Origin of the sequence: Nitrosomonas sp. (assembly GCA_031316255.1) — a bacterium.
GTDB lineage: Bacteria > Pseudomonadota > Gammaproteobacteria > Burkholderiales > Nitrosomonadaceae > Nitrosomonas.
In genome coordinates, this window is sequence record JALDQW010000001.1 from 1,578,161 (window position 1) to 1,593,358 (window position 15,198).

15 protein-coding genes are annotated in these 15,198 nt (G+C 46.9%); 9 read left to right on the forward strand and 6 right to left on the reverse strand.

Going from position 1 to position 15,198, the window contains the following annotated elements:
- Position 1: 1 nt before the first annotated feature.
- Entirely contained in the window at positions 2-1,423 is a 1,422-nt protein-coding gene (locus MRK00_07110) for an FGGY family carbohydrate kinase (GenBank protein MDR4517140.1), read from the forward strand.
- 131 nt (positions 1,424-1,554) lie between these two features.
- Here the strand turns inward: MRK00_07110 and MRK00_07115 are convergent, their stop codons facing one another.
- The 3 genes from MRK00_07115 to xseA form a co-directional block, all read right to left on the reverse strand.
- Complete coding sequence (locus MRK00_07115; GenBank protein ID MDR4517141.1) at positions 1,555-2,733, reverse strand: class I SAM-dependent RNA methyltransferase; 1,179 nt, start codon at positions 2,731-2,733, stop codon at positions 1,555-1,557.
- A 4-nt stretch (positions 2,734-2,737) separates the two neighbouring features.
- Entirely contained in the window at positions 2,738-3,124 is a 387-nt protein-coding gene (locus MRK00_07120) for a DUF423 domain-containing protein (GenBank protein MDR4517142.1), read from the reverse strand.
- A gap of 87 nt (positions 3,125-3,211) precedes the next feature.
- Positions 3,212-4,579: an exodeoxyribonuclease VII large subunit gene (gene xseA / locus MRK00_07125; protein ID MDR4517143.1), complete on the reverse strand. Its 1,368-nt coding sequence runs from the start codon at positions 4,577-4,579 to the stop codon at positions 3,212-3,214.
- Between the two features lie 325 nt (positions 4,580-4,904).
- Between xseA and MRK00_07130 the strand changes: the two genes are divergently transcribed.
- The 8 genes from MRK00_07130 (at position 4,905) to MRK00_07165 (ending at position 11,547) form a co-directional block, all read left to right on the forward strand.
- Entirely contained in the window at positions 4,905-5,540 is a 636-nt protein-coding gene (locus MRK00_07130) for a MotA/TolQ/ExbB proton channel family protein (protein ID MDR4517144.1), read from the forward strand.
- A gap of 360 nt (positions 5,541-5,900) precedes the next feature.
- The gene (locus MRK00_07135) at positions 5,901-6,098 is read left to right on the forward strand and encodes a hypothetical protein (protein ID MDR4517145.1); all 198 of its coding nucleotides are present in this window, start codon (positions 5,901-5,903) and stop codon (positions 6,096-6,098) included.
- A gap of 89 nt (positions 6,099-6,187) precedes the next feature.
- Positions 6,188-7,048 (forward strand): VacJ family lipoprotein, encoded by an 861-nt coding sequence (locus MRK00_07140; GenBank protein MDR4517146.1) that lies wholly within the window; start codon positions 6,188-6,190, stop codon positions 7,046-7,048.
- 96 nt (positions 7,049-7,144) lie between these two features.
- On the forward strand, positions 7,145-9,103 hold the full coding sequence (gene shc / locus MRK00_07145) for a squalene--hopene cyclase (GenBank protein MDR4517147.1): 1,959 nt from the start codon (positions 7,145-7,147) through the stop codon (positions 9,101-9,103).
- Between the two features lie 8 nt (positions 9,104-9,111).
- Positions 9,112-9,855 (forward strand): phosphorylase, encoded by a 744-nt coding sequence (locus tag MRK00_07150; GenBank protein ID MDR4517148.1) that lies wholly within the window; start codon positions 9,112-9,114, stop codon positions 9,853-9,855.
- Between the two features lie 53 nt (positions 9,856-9,908).
- The gene (locus MRK00_07155) at positions 9,909-10,535 is read left to right on the forward strand and encodes a class I SAM-dependent methyltransferase (protein ID MDR4517149.1); all 627 of its coding nucleotides are present in this window, start codon (positions 9,909-9,911) and stop codon (positions 10,533-10,535) included.
- A 126-nt stretch (positions 10,536-10,661) separates the two neighbouring features.
- On the forward strand, positions 10,662-11,222 hold the full coding sequence (locus tag MRK00_07160; GenBank protein MDR4517150.1) for a transposase: 561 nt from the start codon (positions 10,662-10,664) through the stop codon (positions 11,220-11,222).
- Positions 11,223-11,283: 61 nt separating this feature from the next.
- Positions 11,284-11,547, forward strand: coding sequence for a hypothetical protein (locus tag MRK00_07165; GenBank protein MDR4517151.1), 264 nt, complete (start codon positions 11,284-11,286; stop codon positions 11,545-11,547).
- A 104-nt stretch (positions 11,548-11,651) separates the two neighbouring features.
- Here MRK00_07165 and MRK00_07170 read toward each other — a convergent pair whose 3' ends face one another.
- The 3 genes from MRK00_07170 to MRK00_07180 are packed head-to-tail and all read right to left on the reverse strand — an operon-like array spanning position 11,652 to position 14,996.
- Entirely contained in the window at positions 11,652-12,659 is a 1,008-nt protein-coding gene (locus MRK00_07170) for an alpha-L-glutamate ligase-like protein (GenBank protein MDR4517152.1), read from the reverse strand.
- Positions 12,640-14,187 (reverse strand): inactive transglutaminase family protein, encoded by a 1,548-nt coding sequence (locus MRK00_07175; GenBank protein MDR4517153.1) that lies wholly within the window; start codon positions 14,185-14,187, stop codon positions 12,640-12,642. The genes MRK00_07170 and MRK00_07175 overlap by 20 nt, the downstream gene beginning before the upstream one ends.
- Positions 14,187-14,996, reverse strand: coding sequence for a RimK/LysX family protein (locus MRK00_07180; protein MDR4517154.1), 810 nt, complete (start codon positions 14,994-14,996; stop codon positions 14,187-14,189). The genes MRK00_07175 and MRK00_07180 overlap by 1 nt, the downstream gene beginning before the upstream one ends.
- Positions 14,997-15,198: the final 202 nt, after the last annotated feature.

The following is a 15,198-nucleotide window of genomic DNA, read 5'->3' on the forward strand; positions in this document are numbered from 1 at the left end:
TATGCCGATCAATGCGCCGGAAGTTGCTATAGCGCTTGACCTGGGTTCAACGTCGATCAAGGCCGCGTTACTGGATCAGCATGGTGAACTTCGGAATATTGTCAGCCGGCCGGCACCTGAGATCGAACATCAGGGTGAACGCTATGAAAGCGATGCTTTGCGTTACCTTGAAATCGCTGAAGCGGCGCTTTCCGAATGCCTTGCAAATACTGAGTCGAAACCGCCATTAGGGCTTTGCAGCCAGCGATCATCATTTCTGATCTGGGATAAAAAGAGCGGAATACCGGTTACGCCATTGATTTCGTGGCAGGACAGCCGCGGTAGTCATTTTTATGATGAAACTGGAAAAGCCGCAAAGGTTGCAAAAATCGCGGCGTTGATTCCGGCATTGACCGGGTTGCGCCTGACGCCATACTACTTTGCGCCCAAGCTCAGTGTTTTACTCAGGGATCATCCGGACTGGCGTGAGAAACTGATACAGGGTATCTGGCTTGCGGGTACGCTGGATACCTTTCTGATCTGGCGCTGGAGTAACGGTCAGTATTTCTGCACCGATGTATCCATGGCTGCGCGCACGCTACTCATGGATATACATCAGCAACAATGGTCTGAAGAGTTGTGCAGTCTCTTTAACATTCCGTCCCGAATTCTGCCTCGGATCATGCCTTCGGCGCGGCTCAATCTGTCCGTGCTCGATACCCTGATGTTGCAGGCGAGCGTTGGCGATCAATCCGCAGCGCTTTTTGCGAGCGTTATGAACGATTCATCAAAGGCATTGGTCAATCTGGGCACCGGCGGATTTGTGATCCGCTGTTTGAAAGGGGATGTTCAACCATTGGACGGTTATCTGCATACCCTGGTTTATCAAGATCGGCATCGTGCTGTCTATATGGCCAGCGAGGGCACATTAAATTCAATCGCCGCAGCATTGGCGCCCTATCCGTTTCGCACGTGCAAAATAGACGAATTCGCAACCAGCGATATTATGTGTCTTGCCGAACCCAGTGGTCTTGGTGCGCCCTATTTCAACAGTCACCTGGGGGTTTGTTTTTCCGTATCCACGGAAGCGCTGACAACGCGGCAAACCGCCGTTCTGCTACTCGAAGCAATTGTGTTCAGGGTGGTGCGTATTCTCGAAGACTATCACCGGCAGATGCCGCTCACTCAGGTATATCTCTCCGGCGGTCTGTCGGAACTGGCCTGCCTGCAACAAGGCATCGCGCAATGCGTCTCTTTCCCGGTAATGCATTTGCAGCAAAAGGAGGCAAGTCTTCTCGGTGCCGCATTGTTTGCGGCACACGATAAAATCCATATACATCTACGAGCGAAAGAAATCGAAGTGGTGTTTAGAAACCGTGCGTTGATAAAGAAATATCATCAGTGGAAAAGATGGCTGGATGGTTTGCTGGAAAGCAGGGGATAGACCAAGATACGATAGCTTACTTGACTGCAACAGGCGTTGCAGGCCTGTTGCCGCCAAATGAGGCGGTTAGCGGCGAGCACGTCTTGTGAATGAACTGGAACCTGCCTTGGGGTGGCGTGCCGTGACCGTTGTCAGTGGTCTTGAATCTTGACTTTATCCATTGTTCTCATGCTGCCCGAAACGAGTTTGTATTCGAACAACCGGCATTCCAGTGCGCCGTTAAACAAAGGTGTGCGGCGTGATGCTTTAAGCCGGATTGTTTTGGGTAACGCCGGATCGGCAGACAAGATATAGGCATTCCATCCGCTGAATTTGTTTTTCAGTATATTGCCAATTTCCGGATAAAATGTATTTAAAGATTCGGTTTTGCCGATGCGAACGCCGTATGGCGGGTTGATCACTAAAGTACCATGCGGTTCCGGCGCTGAAATTTCCAGAATATTGGCTTGTTTCAAGTGTACGGCATCCAGTAGTCCGGCCGCTTCCAGGTTAGTGCGTGCATTAGCCAGCGCATAACCATACAGATCGCTGCCGTAAATTGGCAGCGTTACTAACGGGCGTTGTTCTGCATGCGCTTTGTTCTTGAGCGTTTGCCATAGCTGCTGATCAAAATGGTTGAACTGCTCGAAGGCAAAGCGGCGTTGTGAACCGGGCGCGATGTTTAGTGCAATTTGAGCGGCTTCGAGCAGGAAAGTGCCGCTGCCGCACATGGGGTCGAGTAAAGGCGTGTGTGGTTGCCAGCCCGTCAGATAAAGAATGCCGGCCGCCAGGTTTTCACGTAATGGCGCTTCTCCCGCAGATTTTCGATTTCCGCGTTTAAATAACGCGTCTCCGGATGTGTCCAGATAGACAGTAAAATCCTGTGAATTCAGGAAACCGTGAATACGGATGTCGGGTTCTACGGTATCAATACTGGGGCGTTTGCCGGTTGTTTTGCGGAATTTGTCACAGACTGCGTCCTTGATTTTCAACGTAATAAAATCCAGGCTGCGTAACGGACATTTGATAGCGGCCAGATTGACACGTAGGGTTAATTCGGGAGGAAACCATTCTTGCCAGGGCAATGACAGGACAATGTTGTAGATGTCCGTTTCTGTAGCGTAGGATTTTTTGGCTACCTGCCATAAAACGCGGCTAGCGATGCGACTATTCAGGTTGACTAGATAGCAGGTCTGCCAGTTTCCCTGAAAGTATGCGCCGCCATTGGCCGGACGAACCGCGTCGGCGCCTGTTTTTATCAATTCATCGGACAGAACAGATTCAAGCCCCCGTGGGCACGGCGCAAAAAAACTGAGTAAATGCGCATTCAAGTGCTTACTGCGCAGCGCTGTTTTCTTTCCAGAGCGCAATGATAAGCAGTGCCCATGCGATCATGAAGGAAACGCCGCCAAATGGCGTAATCATTCCAAGGCTGGTTATTCCAGTCAGGCTTAACACGTACAGACTAACGCTAAACAGGACGATGCCCAGTAACATAAACCAGCCGGACAGCGCTATAAGACGTGATTTGGCATAATTTAACAGCAGCAACCCGATAAAGAGCAGGCCCAGAGCGTGATATAAATGATACTGTACGCCGGTGTGGAAAATGGCCAGCATTTCGCTGCTGAGTATGTTTTTTAAGCCATGTGCGCCAAAAGCGCCAAGTGCGATGCACAGAAAGGTGTTTATGGCGCCCAGTAAGAGAAAAGTTTTAGGCATTGGTTTTTTTCCTTTTTGGGAATTGTTGATCGTAAATGATTTTCGGGGTGTCAAATCGCTGAAATTCTTTCTGAGATTTTGTCATTTTCAAGTTGTTGGCGTATCAGATTTTTTTTTTTTGATTTTTATTACTGTTGCGTCGACCTTCCCTTTCGCGAATTTTACCTGAATTTTTTCGCCAATACGGATTTGATTCGCATTACGCACTACCGATTCTTGCGACGAGTAGGCGATACAGTAACCCCGGTCTAGGATTGTTTGTGGGTTTAGGTGCATTAATTTGACATGCTGGTGCTGTAGTTTATTGTCCAGGGCGCCAAAGTAGTGTGCGACAGTTTGTTGTAACCGGGCTGCCAGTCTGCTTTGTTGCTCCTTTATACGGGGGATGTCCGGACGGCCTGATTCGATGCGTTGTTGGTATTCCCTGATTTTCCATAGTTTTTTTTCGACTTGATACGTCCAACTGCTCATTAAACGTTCTTGTAAATGTTGAAAATGCACAAACTGGCTTTTGAGTCGCTCTCCCGGGTGAATGAGCCGGTGTGCAAAGACATCGATGCGCTGCATGCGGTTTTCCAGGTGGCGCATCATTGCGCGTTGCAAATGCTGGTGTTGCTTTTTCAGTTGCTGTTGTAATGTTTCAATTGCCGGGCTAGCCAATTCTGCTGCACCTGTCGGCGTGGGGGCGCGCTTGTCGGCAACAAAATCGGCGATAGTGAAATCGGTTTCATGACCAATGCCGCTGATGACCGGGATTGAGCAGGTTGCAATTGCGCGGGCGACAACTTCTTCATTAAATGCCCATAAATCTTCAATGCTGCCCCCGCCTCTGCACAGGATCAAGACATCGCATTCTTGCCGCTTGCATGCAATTGCAATCGATGCGGCAATACTTTGCGCAGCTTCTTTGCCTTGAACGGGCGCAGGATAGATAATCACCGGTAACATGGGCATGCGGCGTCGCAGGGTGGTAATGACGTCGCGCAATGCTGCCGTAGCCAAAGATGTGATGATGCCGATCTGCCTGGGAAAAGTGGGCGGGTTTTTTTTGCGTGCCGGATCAAATAAACCTTCATTTTCCAGCCGTGCCTTGAGTTGTTCAAATGCTTCAAACAATTTACCCAGGCCAGCGCTGCGTATGGATTCAACATTCAGTTGAAAATCGCCGCGCGCTTCATAAAGCGATACCAGTGCGAGCACTTCGACTTGCATGCCTTCGCGTGGTTGCCAGTCGATATACTGGTTTTTGTGCCGGAACATGACGCAACGGACTTGTGAATTGGCATCTTTGAGTGAAAAATACCAGTGACCGGATGGATATCGCTTAAGATTTGAAATCTCACCATTTACCCAAAGTAAAGGGATATTGTTTTCAAGAACAGCTTTTGCAATACGATTCAATTCGCTTACCGTTATAATCTTATGTACAGTCTCAGGTGTGGGTAACAAACTCATAGGAATATTCAAAAATGATCCACATCTTTGGATGAATATGGAAACACAAGGCTTTTTAAGTGTTATGAATCATGCTTTTATTGTAACACTTTGTTTATAATAAAATAATTAAATTGACTCAAATTTTGGCGAAGTAAAAAATTCTTTTTTGTATTGGGGTCTTATTATCAATTCGCAAGTGTTATTCACACAGTTATACACAGAATTTGTGGACAAAAAATAGATCATCTTGCTGAAAACAAATTGGCAGGATACATTATGTAATGGGTTTGGGGATTAAAATACCTGATAATTATTTCAATCTGGTGAATGAGGAGAGTGTTGCGTGTTATCGTTAATTGAAGCAGCTGGTTGGCCGATCTGGCCTATTATTTTTGCTTCCATCATTGCTGTGGGCATTATTGGTGAACGGATTTGGTCATTACGTCAGCGTGTCGTCGCGCCAAAGGATTTATTGCCCAGGGTATTGAATGAATATAAAAGAAGTGGTGTTACGCTGGATATGATTTCAAAACTGCAGCAGCATTCTCCGCTTGGGCAGATATTCGCAGCCGGATTGCAAAATGAAAATAGCTCGCGCGAGATAATGAAGGAATCGATCGAAGAAGCCGGCCGTGTGGTAACGCATGATCTGGATCGCTATCTCACGACATTAGGTACCATTGCCGCGCTGAGTCCATTGATGGGTTTGTTTGGCACCCTCGTTGGCATGATAGAAATCTTCGGGTCAAGCTCGCCAGCGGGCAGTAACCCGGCGCAGCTGGCCTATGGTATTTCGGTTGCCCTCTATAATGCGGCCTTTGGTATCTTGGTCGCAATTCCAAGTATGATTTTCTACCGCCATTTCCGGGCAAAAGTTGATGCACTGGCCATTGAAATGGAATTACAAGCATTAAAGTTGGTCGAAACAATTCAGGGAGAACGTAAACCGGTAGGCTCCAGAATCGATCAAATGCATTGAATTTATTTTTTCATATGTAATCTATTGATTTTGAATAAATAGATCAGGCTGTTTAAGAGCCGCCGGATATAATGTCGCGCAGGTGGCGTTTTTTTATATCGTCAAACAGTTACTTGCGTGGGATGATATGTGACGCTGGGACCGTCAGAAAAGCGTTAAAAGATGTTCCAAACTAAACTACCTGACAGTCGAGCATGGCCGATTTGGTGAGCGTTATATTTATTGGGACATAAAAATATGACGCTCAGTGAATTGTTGCGAATGATTGAAGAAATTGCCGGACTTGCGATGCCGAAAATACGTGTTCCTTACTGAGTCGCTTTAATGGCAGGCGCCGTTTCGTAATTTCTTGCGGATTTTGTGACGCACCGTCAACCCAAGGCGCGTTTAACCGGTGTGCGATTGGCGCGTTATTCCATGTATTTTGATAGCGAGAAAACAGTCAAGGCGTTAAAGTTGCCACAGAATTTAGTTTACCAGGCATTGGTTGATGAAATTGATTGGTTGGATAGTAAGGGGCTGATTACGCGGCGTTTACCCGTTCGGCAGAGCATTTAGTCTGGTGCTGTATTTTAATTTTGTGACATGGCGATAGCGTCTCATATTAAAATAGCGGTTTTTTATAAAGTGGCCGGTTGTATTGGTTAATGAACGAGGATGATCAGGCTTTTAGTCGTATGAAAGCAGAAAAAACAACACATCTGCCGAGAATGGTTTTTTTGCTGCTCTTGATAGTGATTCTTCAAGGCTGTTCTTCGCTGTCCAAGAAAGAAAATACTGAAGTGGATCCGGTTGATCCGCATGAGGATATTAATCGTGTTTCCTATAATTTCACTGATAAAGTGGATCGGGTATTATTTGAACCGGTGGTGGACGTCTATGTCGATTATGTGCCAAATGCCGCTCAGCGCTCAATCGGTAATTTTTACGATAATCTGTCGTATCCGAATGTCGTCTTAAATGCTTTTTTGCAGGGCAAGGTCAAACAGGGTTTCGCAGACGGGCTGCGCTTTCTGGTCAATTCCACAATCGGGATGTTGGGTCTGTTTGATATGGCAACGCATATGGGACTGGAAAAACATGATGAAGATTTCGGCCAGACACTGGCGGTCTGGGGAGTCGATTCCGGTTCCTATTTATTTATTCCGATTCTGGGGCCGAGCAGTGAACGCGATGTCGTTGGCGTACCGGTAACCGTTGTAACCAATATGCTTTTCTATGCCGGTATTGTCGTCGGTGCGCCTGTTTTTGTTCCGCTGACTGTGCTGGGCGCAATTGACAAGCGTGCGCGCCTGGCTGGACCCATGCGCATACGCGATCAGGCGGCGCTCGATCCGTATCTGTTCGTGCGGGAAGCGTCGTTACAACATCGGGAGTTTTTAATCTATGATGGCAACCCGCCGCTCAGATTGTATGATGATGAACCTTTTTTGGATAATCCCTTTGAAGTAAAACCGGAAAAGAAGCTTCCGGGCAGTGACGCTCCAGATAGCCAATCAATTGAATAAATGATTAAGAAAAAACAAAAATAGATTAAAACAAAGAAATACAAGCGGTAAAATATATATTTCCCTGAAAATTATTTTAATCATATCGATGATGCTATGAATGGAATGCACGAGAGCTTGAGAATAAACCGGGAAGATGCCGGTTTGACCGAAAAAGACGAAATTAGCCCGTCAACATTGAATGAACAGTTTATTAAGGCGCGTTCTGCTTTATTAGCATTGCAAAACCCGGATGGGCACTGGTGCTTTCCCTTGGAAGCCGACTGCACGATACCCGCAGAATATATCCTGATGATGCATTTTATGGATGAAGTGGATGTTGCGCTGGAAAACAAAATAGCACGTTTTATCCGGTCGAAACAGGATCAAACGCACCATGGCTGGCCGTTGTATTATGGTGGAGAGTTCGACATCAGTTGTTCCATCAAGTCCTATTATGCTTTAAAACTGGTGGGCGATTCACCGGATGAACCGCATATGGTTCGTGTACGTGAGGCAATTCTTCAGCACGGCGGTGCGGCCAAGGCAAATGTATTTACACGTTTGTTGCTGGCAATGTATCAACAGATACCTTGGAGAGGCGTACCCGTTGTTCCGACAGAACTAATGTTGTTGCCCCGATGGTTTCCGTTTCATCTGAGCAAGATATCATACTGGTCGCGAACCGTCATGGTGCCGCTTTCTATTTTATGTACACTGAAAGCGAAAGCGGTCAATCCACGTAATGTCGATATTCGTGAGTTGTTTACTGTTCCTCCCGAACAGGAAAAAAATTATTTTCCCGAAGCAGAAACGCGTTTAAAACGATTTTTTATGTGGGTCGAACGTATTTTATCCAGGTTTGAGCCGCGCTTACCCGAATTTATGCGCCGCTATTCGATTCGCCGTGCTGAACGCTGGACGCTGGAACGGTTAAATGGCGAATGTGGCATAGGTGCAATTTTTCCGGCCATGGTGAATGCCTATGAGGCATTGGCATTGCTGGGTTATGCCGAAGATCACCCCAATCGTGTTCAATGCCGCAGGGCATTGGAAGGTTTGTTAATTGATGAAGGGGGACAGGCCTGGTGCCAGCCATGTACTTCACCGGTTTGGGATACAGTATTAAGTGGACTGGCATTGCAGGAGGATACTGAAACGGATCAGAAGTCTGTGCATGCTGCATTGGATTGGCTGCTCACAAAACAAATACTGGATGAAGCGGGCGACTGGCGTGATAAATGCCCTGCATTGCCCGGTGGTGGCTGGGCTTTTCAGTATGCCAATCCCCATTACCCTGATCTTGACGATACAGCTGCCGTTGCCTGGGCACTGGCACAGGCGCAAATGCAGGGCAATGTGCAAGCTTATCAACAATCCTTTGTACGCGCTGTCAATTGGCTAGCCGGCATGCAGTCAAGCAATGGCGGTTTTGCAGCATTTGATGTGGATAACACCCATCACTATCTCAATGAAATTCCATTTGCCGATCATGGCGCCCTGATCGACCCGCCAACCAGTGATGTTACCGCCCGGTGTGTGTGCGTTCTTAGTCTGAGCGATGATCCGGCACATCGAAACGCTGCCCAACGCGCTATCGAATTTTTGCTGAAAGAACAAGAAGCGGACGGTTCCTGGTTTGGCCGCTGGGGTACAAACTACATTTATGGCACATGGTCTGTGCTGGAGGCATTAAAATTGGCAAAACTGGATGGGAACCATATGTCTATCAGACGCGCAGTCCAGTGGTTAAAGTCCATTCAGCATGAAGATGGCGGCTGGGGCGAGACGAATGACTCCTATTTCGATCAGCAACTGGCTGGCAGGTTTGAAGTCAGTACTGCTTTTCAGACCGCCTGGGCGCTACTTGGTCTTATGGCTGCAGGTGAAGTAGACAGCCCGTCAGTGCGCGCAGGCGTTGATTATTTGTTATGCAACCAACTCACTGATGGTTTATGGGAAGAGCCCTGGTTTACTGCCCCCGGTTTTCCACGTGTTTTTTATCTGAAATACCACGGATACTCCAAGTTTTTTCCGGTATGGGCCTTGGCACGATATCGCGCTTTAACCCATTAGTAAAATAGATGCCCCGAATTGGCGTTATATGCGCATTAAAAGCAGAGGCGGCTTGTCTGTCAAAAGAACAGACCGCATTGCAGGAAACTGTTCAAATCGGACCCAATACCTGGCTCTGCATGAGCGGCATCGGTGGTGAAGCCGCACTAACTGCGGCCCGGAAACTTGCCGGCATCAACGTAAACGGATTGATAAGTTTTGGCGTAGCAGCAGCACTGGAAGATAAATTAACTCCGGGAGACCTGATACTTCCTAAAACAATTCATAAAACAGATATGCATTTTCCGGTGACTCATGAATGGCGCGATCGCATCATCGCCAAGTTAGCGCCGGGTTTGCGTATCTCCGGCGGCGCGTTATCAGACAGCGCCATCGCACTGACCTCTGCGCAGGACAAACTTAAATTAGGTCAATTGACAGGCGCCTGTGCGGCCGACATGGAAACCGCAGCGATAGCCGAATTTGCAGCACAAAAAGAGATACCTTTTATTGCAGTTCGCGCTATTGTTGATCCGGTCGCTTTCTCTCCACCGACGGCGTTAATCGGCACAGTGAGCGCCGACGGCACGGCCGATATCTGGAAGTTACTGCCGCTCATATTCAATGGCTCGATATCATTGAAAACGCTTTTTCATCTGGCAATGGGCATGCGTGCTGCGTGTAGCACTTTAAAGAAAACAGCCGCACTGACCGGCCTGGATTTCGGTTACGCGTTATCCGGCCTGGATGATGTTGTTGGTTACAACCGGTAATGACATAATCAGCCTGAGAAAAAAGCTTCGGTTAAACAAGATAAGGAGCGACCATGAATTACTCGGCATTGAACGTTCAACAAACGAGTGTAATGTTCATTGTGTGTTTGTGGCTCGCTGGTTGTACAGAATCAGTGTACCAGCGCATGAATGATCCGGCACGGGACGGATGGCAGAAACCGCAGGTGGTCATAACGAAGCTTGCCATTGAACCAGGCTCTCGGGTGGCAGATTTGGGTGCGGGCGGGGGATATTTTGCCGGTTTTTTGGCAAAAGCGGTCGGGCCAAAAGGAACAGTATATGCCGTTGACATTAATGACGACGCACTGGATTTTATCAACAAGGAAATGAAATCCCGCGGCATAACCAATGTGCTGCCAATCCGGGCCGAGCCCAACGACCCCAAACTTCCAGAGCTTGTGGATCTCGTATTTAGCTGCAACACTTACCATCACATGAAAGACCGATCAGCTTATTTTAAATCATTGAGCCGTTATCTCAAACCTAATGGGCGAGTGGCGATTGTGGATTTTCATCCACACGGTATTTTTTTCGGTTTTCTGGGACATGGTACCGCAAAAGAAGATGTTCGGCGCGAGATGGAGTCTGCCGGTTATCGATTGATAGCTGACTACGATGTCATTGATCGTCAGCATTTCCAGATGTTCATTCGGGAATAATTAGTCGGCCCTTAAAATATACTCAAGCATATGATATTCATAGTAATTATCCGGTCTTTTGCTGTTCAAAACGACCAGAAAATGCTAGAATAAGCGCTTGTTTCTGGTCGAAATGGTGATTTATCGATGCTCACACCCAATAAAGCTTTTCATCAACCCAGTTTGCATGAAACAGACCTTTTGTTGCAGCTTGATCCCTCTGATCCCTCTGATCCCTCTGATCCCTCTGATCCCTCTGATCCCTCTGATCCCTCTGATCCCTCTGATCCCTCTGATCCGCTGCTCAAACTATCAACCGTTATTCCCTGGCATACCTTTGACGAAGCGTTTAGCGTTCATTACACCGAAGGCATCGGCGCGCCGAGCAAGCCAATTCGTTTGATGGTTGGGTTGCTGATCCTCAAGCAACTGGAGAACTTGAGCGATGAGTCGGTGGTATTGCAGTGGACACGTAACCCGTACTACCAGGCTTTTTGTGGCATGCAAGAATTCCAGCGGAAATTGCCTTGCCATAGCACCGAACTGGTGCATTTTCGCAAGCGCATTGGCGCTGAAGGTGTAGAGCGCATATTCCGGATGAGTGTTGGTTTGCATGGCAAGGCAGCGCTGGAAGATGCGGTTCATATTGACACCACGGTACAGGAAAAGAACATCATCTATCCAGCAAGACAGCAAGCTTGCGATTAGAATTATCAATCGCCTGTACGGCGCGAAGCAATTAAGTGACGGCGGTTATCAGGACGATTGTTTGCTTCAATTAGACGCAAACAATGGCTACACCGATTTCTTTAACACCTTGGTGAGCGAAACGCATAATTTTACAGGTCAGGTGCTTTTAGTGTACGGGGATTCTCATTATTTCAAAATGGATAAAGCAATGTTTAACGATGACGGCACTATAACCAGAAACTTCACGCGTGTAGAGGTTTCTGGAAGCCTTGAAAACAGCTGGATCGAATTGACAGTTGATCCAACAACTAAAATGTATTTTCTTTCCAACCAGTCATCTTGAGTCAATAAAAAAGCTACTAACTGCTACCTACCGGATATCCCCGGTAGGTTCAAATTTCCCTCAAACTACAAATCCATATCTGAGTGATTTACCGAATATCTAAACTAATTAAAAGCCATTGCAATTGTAGATTTCATAGTCCGTCTTCGAGGACGGATGAGATTTCGAAGCGCAGCGAAATTCTTCTGACTGAATTCCACGCGTGACCGTGGATTAGGATCAACATGATCCAGCGCCTCAACAAGTGCAACACGGGGCGCAAGTCCAGCGAAATTGGCTACCTGAATGGACAACCCTGGGCGGGCGTTCAATTCGATAATCATGGGTCCTTGGTCTCTGTCCAGAACAATATCAACGCCTAAATAGCCCAGGTCAGTCATTTCATAGCATGCGGCGGCGAGTTTGAGCAGTTTATCCCAGTGAGGCACAGTTAAATTAGAAAAGGATTTGCGCGTATCCGGGTGGAAATAAACCGGATTACCGTGTTGCACGGCATGTAATGCCTCACCTGTACCAATATCAATACCAACACCGACAGCACCCTGATGCAAGTTGGCTCTGCCGTCAGATGCATGTGTGGCTAACCGCAGCATAGCCATAATAGGATACCCTCTCAGGACAATCACGCGAAGATCAGGGATGCCTTCATAACTATAATCAGAAAAGGCTGGATCGATTTGTATCAACGATTCGATCATGACTGAATCCGGTTTGCCGCCAAGACTGTACAGTCCGCTCAGAATATTTGAAACATGACGTTCGATGTGTGACAGCTTAACAGCATCACCACTTGGTTTATAGTATAGGTTGTGATCCTGCTCGGTAATAACCAGAATGCCCTTGCCGCCGCTGCCTTTGACGGGTTTGATAACAAACTGCTGATAGGCGCTCAGTATGTCTTTGAGCTGTTTAACATCATGCTGGTAGTGCAAGGTGCCGAGGAGCTGGGGAACAGTGATGCCGGCTTGCTGAGCAAGGTGTTTGGTTTTTAGTTTGTCATCAACCAGTGGGTATAGATGGCGCGGGTTATAACGTGAGACCAAACCAAAGTTGCGCTGATTCATGCCGATAATGCCCATGCTTCTGAGTCGTTTAACGCTTGCCAACAACATGATGCCTGCCCATCGAATGAAAACGATAAAGTTCGGTTAATCGATAGCCTGTGTATTGCCCCAGTATCAGGATCAATGCTAGGTTGACCAGCATCAGTTCCGGAAAATTAAAAGTCAGGTATTCAACGGTTCGATTAGTCATGAACAGATAGGCAATGACCGCAGTCAACAGGCTTCCCGCACCCTGGATAAATACTTCTCGGGGCCCATCTTCTTCCCAGAGCACGGACATGCGTTCAATTGTCCATGCCAGAATAATCATGGGGAAGAACGTTACCTGTAATGCCTGACTTAAACCGAGCTTGTGACTGATAATACTGATACTTGCGATAATGGTTATTACAACGATAATGACCGCTGATATGCGTGCAACCAGCAACAGATTCAGTCTCGATAAATACGAACGGATAAGCAATCCGGTACTGACGACTATCAGAAAGATGATTATGCCTGTTATCAGCGTGGTCTGGATCAAGGCCAGGGCAATCAGAATCGGCATAAAAGTGCCGGAAGTACGAATGCCGATCAGGATGCGCATAATAACAACAACTAACGCACCGATAGGTAGCAACAAAATCATTTTGAAGGCATTTTGCTGCTCAATCGGCAGGCTGTAGATTGAAAAATCGATGAGTCCGGCTTCTTTGTTTATGCCGCTGCCAACAACCAGATTCCTGGCTGTATGAACATTTTTGATAATTGAAAATGAAACTTGTGAATTTTTACCGCCAACGACATCCAATAAGGATTGTCCCCCGCGTTGCCAGATCAGGAAATTCTTCGGCTTGCCGCTTTTGCCGGTGTCCTGATTAAATAAAATCCATTGGCTGCCATCATGGATTTCAACAAAATTAGTCAGTGATTGCCGTCTGCGTCCATCTTCGAGAAAAAGACCACGCACAACACGTGCGCTGATACCCTCCAGTGCCAGTAAATCCAGAATCAGTTCGGTTTTGTAATCCTCTCCGGCTTTGTCATTACGCAGCAAACGCTGGTTCTGGTTGGGCGATGGGGAATTCAGTGTCTGGATTAATTCGCGTGTAAAAATTTCCGAGTTTGCGGATCTGGCGCGCACTTGATCGAGCAAAGTTATTGACGCCGTCAGAAATACCTCGTCCAGTTCGGGCTTTGTTGGTTCTTTAGGTGCATCAGTGGGTTGGGTCTCGATCATTTTGTCATTCTCATAAACGCTCAACCGATAATAAGCGGTTTGAGCACCCAGAGCCGTTCTTTTGCTCCATTGACCTCGGCGGAAATTTTTTGATGAAAGTTCACTAAAGCCATAATCTGGCGAGGCAAAATCCTCTTCCATGAAGGTTAGATGGGGTTCTTTTGGCGGCAGGGCAAATGATACGATTACCGGATCGCCTTGCGCCTGAAAATCAATTTTTGCTTCGATTGTCCAGACAAATTTTTTAGCATCTGGCATTAAAGGAAAACCCAACACCAGGTGTTTATAGAGTATCAGTCCAATTCCGGTCGAAAGAATCAGTATGACAACGGTATAAAGTCTGGCTCTGGAATGCATTATTGCTGGGTGCCAGGTTTGGCTTTGGGTAAAGTATATTCCTTGCTGACATCAACAATCGCCAGGTCGCGTAAGAAATTTCTGCCCATGAGAATCTGTTGCTTGAATTTGCTGCGATCGACCAGAGTGAAACTGATCAATTCGTCCAGGTCGCCCAGTATTACACGTAAACGGACAATGGGGCGGCGTTGGGATTCTGTTTTGTGTTTTTTAATTTTGGTATAGCCGCGAATCCGGCGTATGAGTTCTATCTTTTCTTCCGTTTCCGGGTCAATAATATTGAATCTGATATAAGGTTTGCCATCACGTTCAAATTCAATCATATCGAGTGCATTCAGCGATGACGTCTGTGCACCGGTATCAATCCGGGCGCTCAGGCTAATTCCGGGTGGATCAAGATAGATATATTCCAGTCCACCCAGAACCGTTCTTTTATCTAGACTGTTCGGGTTTTTAAGAGGTGTGTTTGATGAAGTCCGCGGATTTGGTTTGACGGGTTTTGTTGTTTGAGAAGCTGCCTGCGGCGTGGGTGTTCTCGTCACTTGATCCTGCCGGTTCTGTTGTGCCTGCTGGTCTTCCAATGCTTTTTTCTGTGTTAATAATTCCGAAAACAATGTGACCAGTTCGCTTTCTCTTGCGCTGATAGCAGCTTCTCGCATTATCAGCGCTTCTTCGCGGTTATCCAGTGCTATTAAACGTTGTTCCAGATTGTCTTGCCAAAAAAAGAGGGCCTGATTTGATTCGTTATCTGAAGACTGAGGGTCAATAGATTTGCATCCAGATAAAATGCCGATACTGATGCAAATCATTAGACCAGGTAATACTGATTTTGGGAAAAGTGGTATTTTTCTGGTGAAAAACAGCATTGAGTATAACCTGCGTTAATGTGAAATTAGAGGCGTTTAGTTTGTACGGCCGTCGAAAGATAAAAACCGGATTTGTTATCAATTTTATCGGTTATCGTTCAAGCTTCCAACCGACATTTTGCAGTTATAAAGTAATGTATAGACC

What these genes read in the sequence shown, in the direction of transcription:
- MRK00_07120 (MDR4517142.1), bottom strand. Translation starts at nt 3,124, where the DNA reads ATGCCTAAAACTTTTCTCTTACTGGGCGCCATAAACACCTTTCTGTGC.
- MRK00_07170 (MDR4517152.1), bottom strand. Translation starts at nt 12,659, where the DNA reads ATGTTGTTGGCAAGCGTTAAACGACTCAGAAGCATGGGCATTATCGGC.
- MRK00_07110 (MDR4517140.1), top strand. Translation starts at nt 2, where the DNA reads ATGCCGATCAATGCGCCGGAAGTTGCTATAGCGCTTGACCTGGGTTCA.
- MRK00_07155 (MDR4517149.1), top strand. Translation starts at nt 9,909, where the DNA reads ATGAATTACTCGGCATTGAACGTTCAACAAACGAGTGTAATGTTCATT.
- MRK00_07175 (MDR4517153.1), bottom strand. Translation starts at nt 14,187, where the DNA reads ATGCATTCCAGAGCCAGACTTTATACCGTTGTCATACTGATTCTTTCG.
- MRK00_07180 (MDR4517154.1), bottom strand. Translation starts at nt 14,996, where the DNA reads ATGATTTGCATCAGTATCGGCATTTTATCTGGATGCAAATCTATTGAC.
- MRK00_07150 (MDR4517148.1), top strand. Translation starts at nt 9,112, where the DNA reads ATGCCCCGAATTGGCGTTATATGCGCATTAAAAGCAGAGGCGGCTTGT.
- MRK00_07160 (MDR4517150.1), top strand. Translation starts at nt 10,662, where the DNA reads ATGCTCACACCCAATAAAGCTTTTCATCAACCCAGTTTGCATGAAACA.
- shc (MDR4517147.1), top strand. Translation starts at nt 7,145, where the DNA reads ATGAATGGAATGCACGAGAGCTTGAGAATAAACCGGGAAGATGCCGGT.
- xseA (MDR4517143.1), bottom strand. Translation starts at nt 4,579, where the DNA reads ATGAGTTTGTTACCCACACCTGAGACTGTACATAAGATTATAACGGTA.
- MRK00_07140 (MDR4517146.1), top strand. Translation starts at nt 6,188, where the DNA reads ATGAACGAGGATGATCAGGCTTTTAGTCGTATGAAAGCAGAAAAAACA.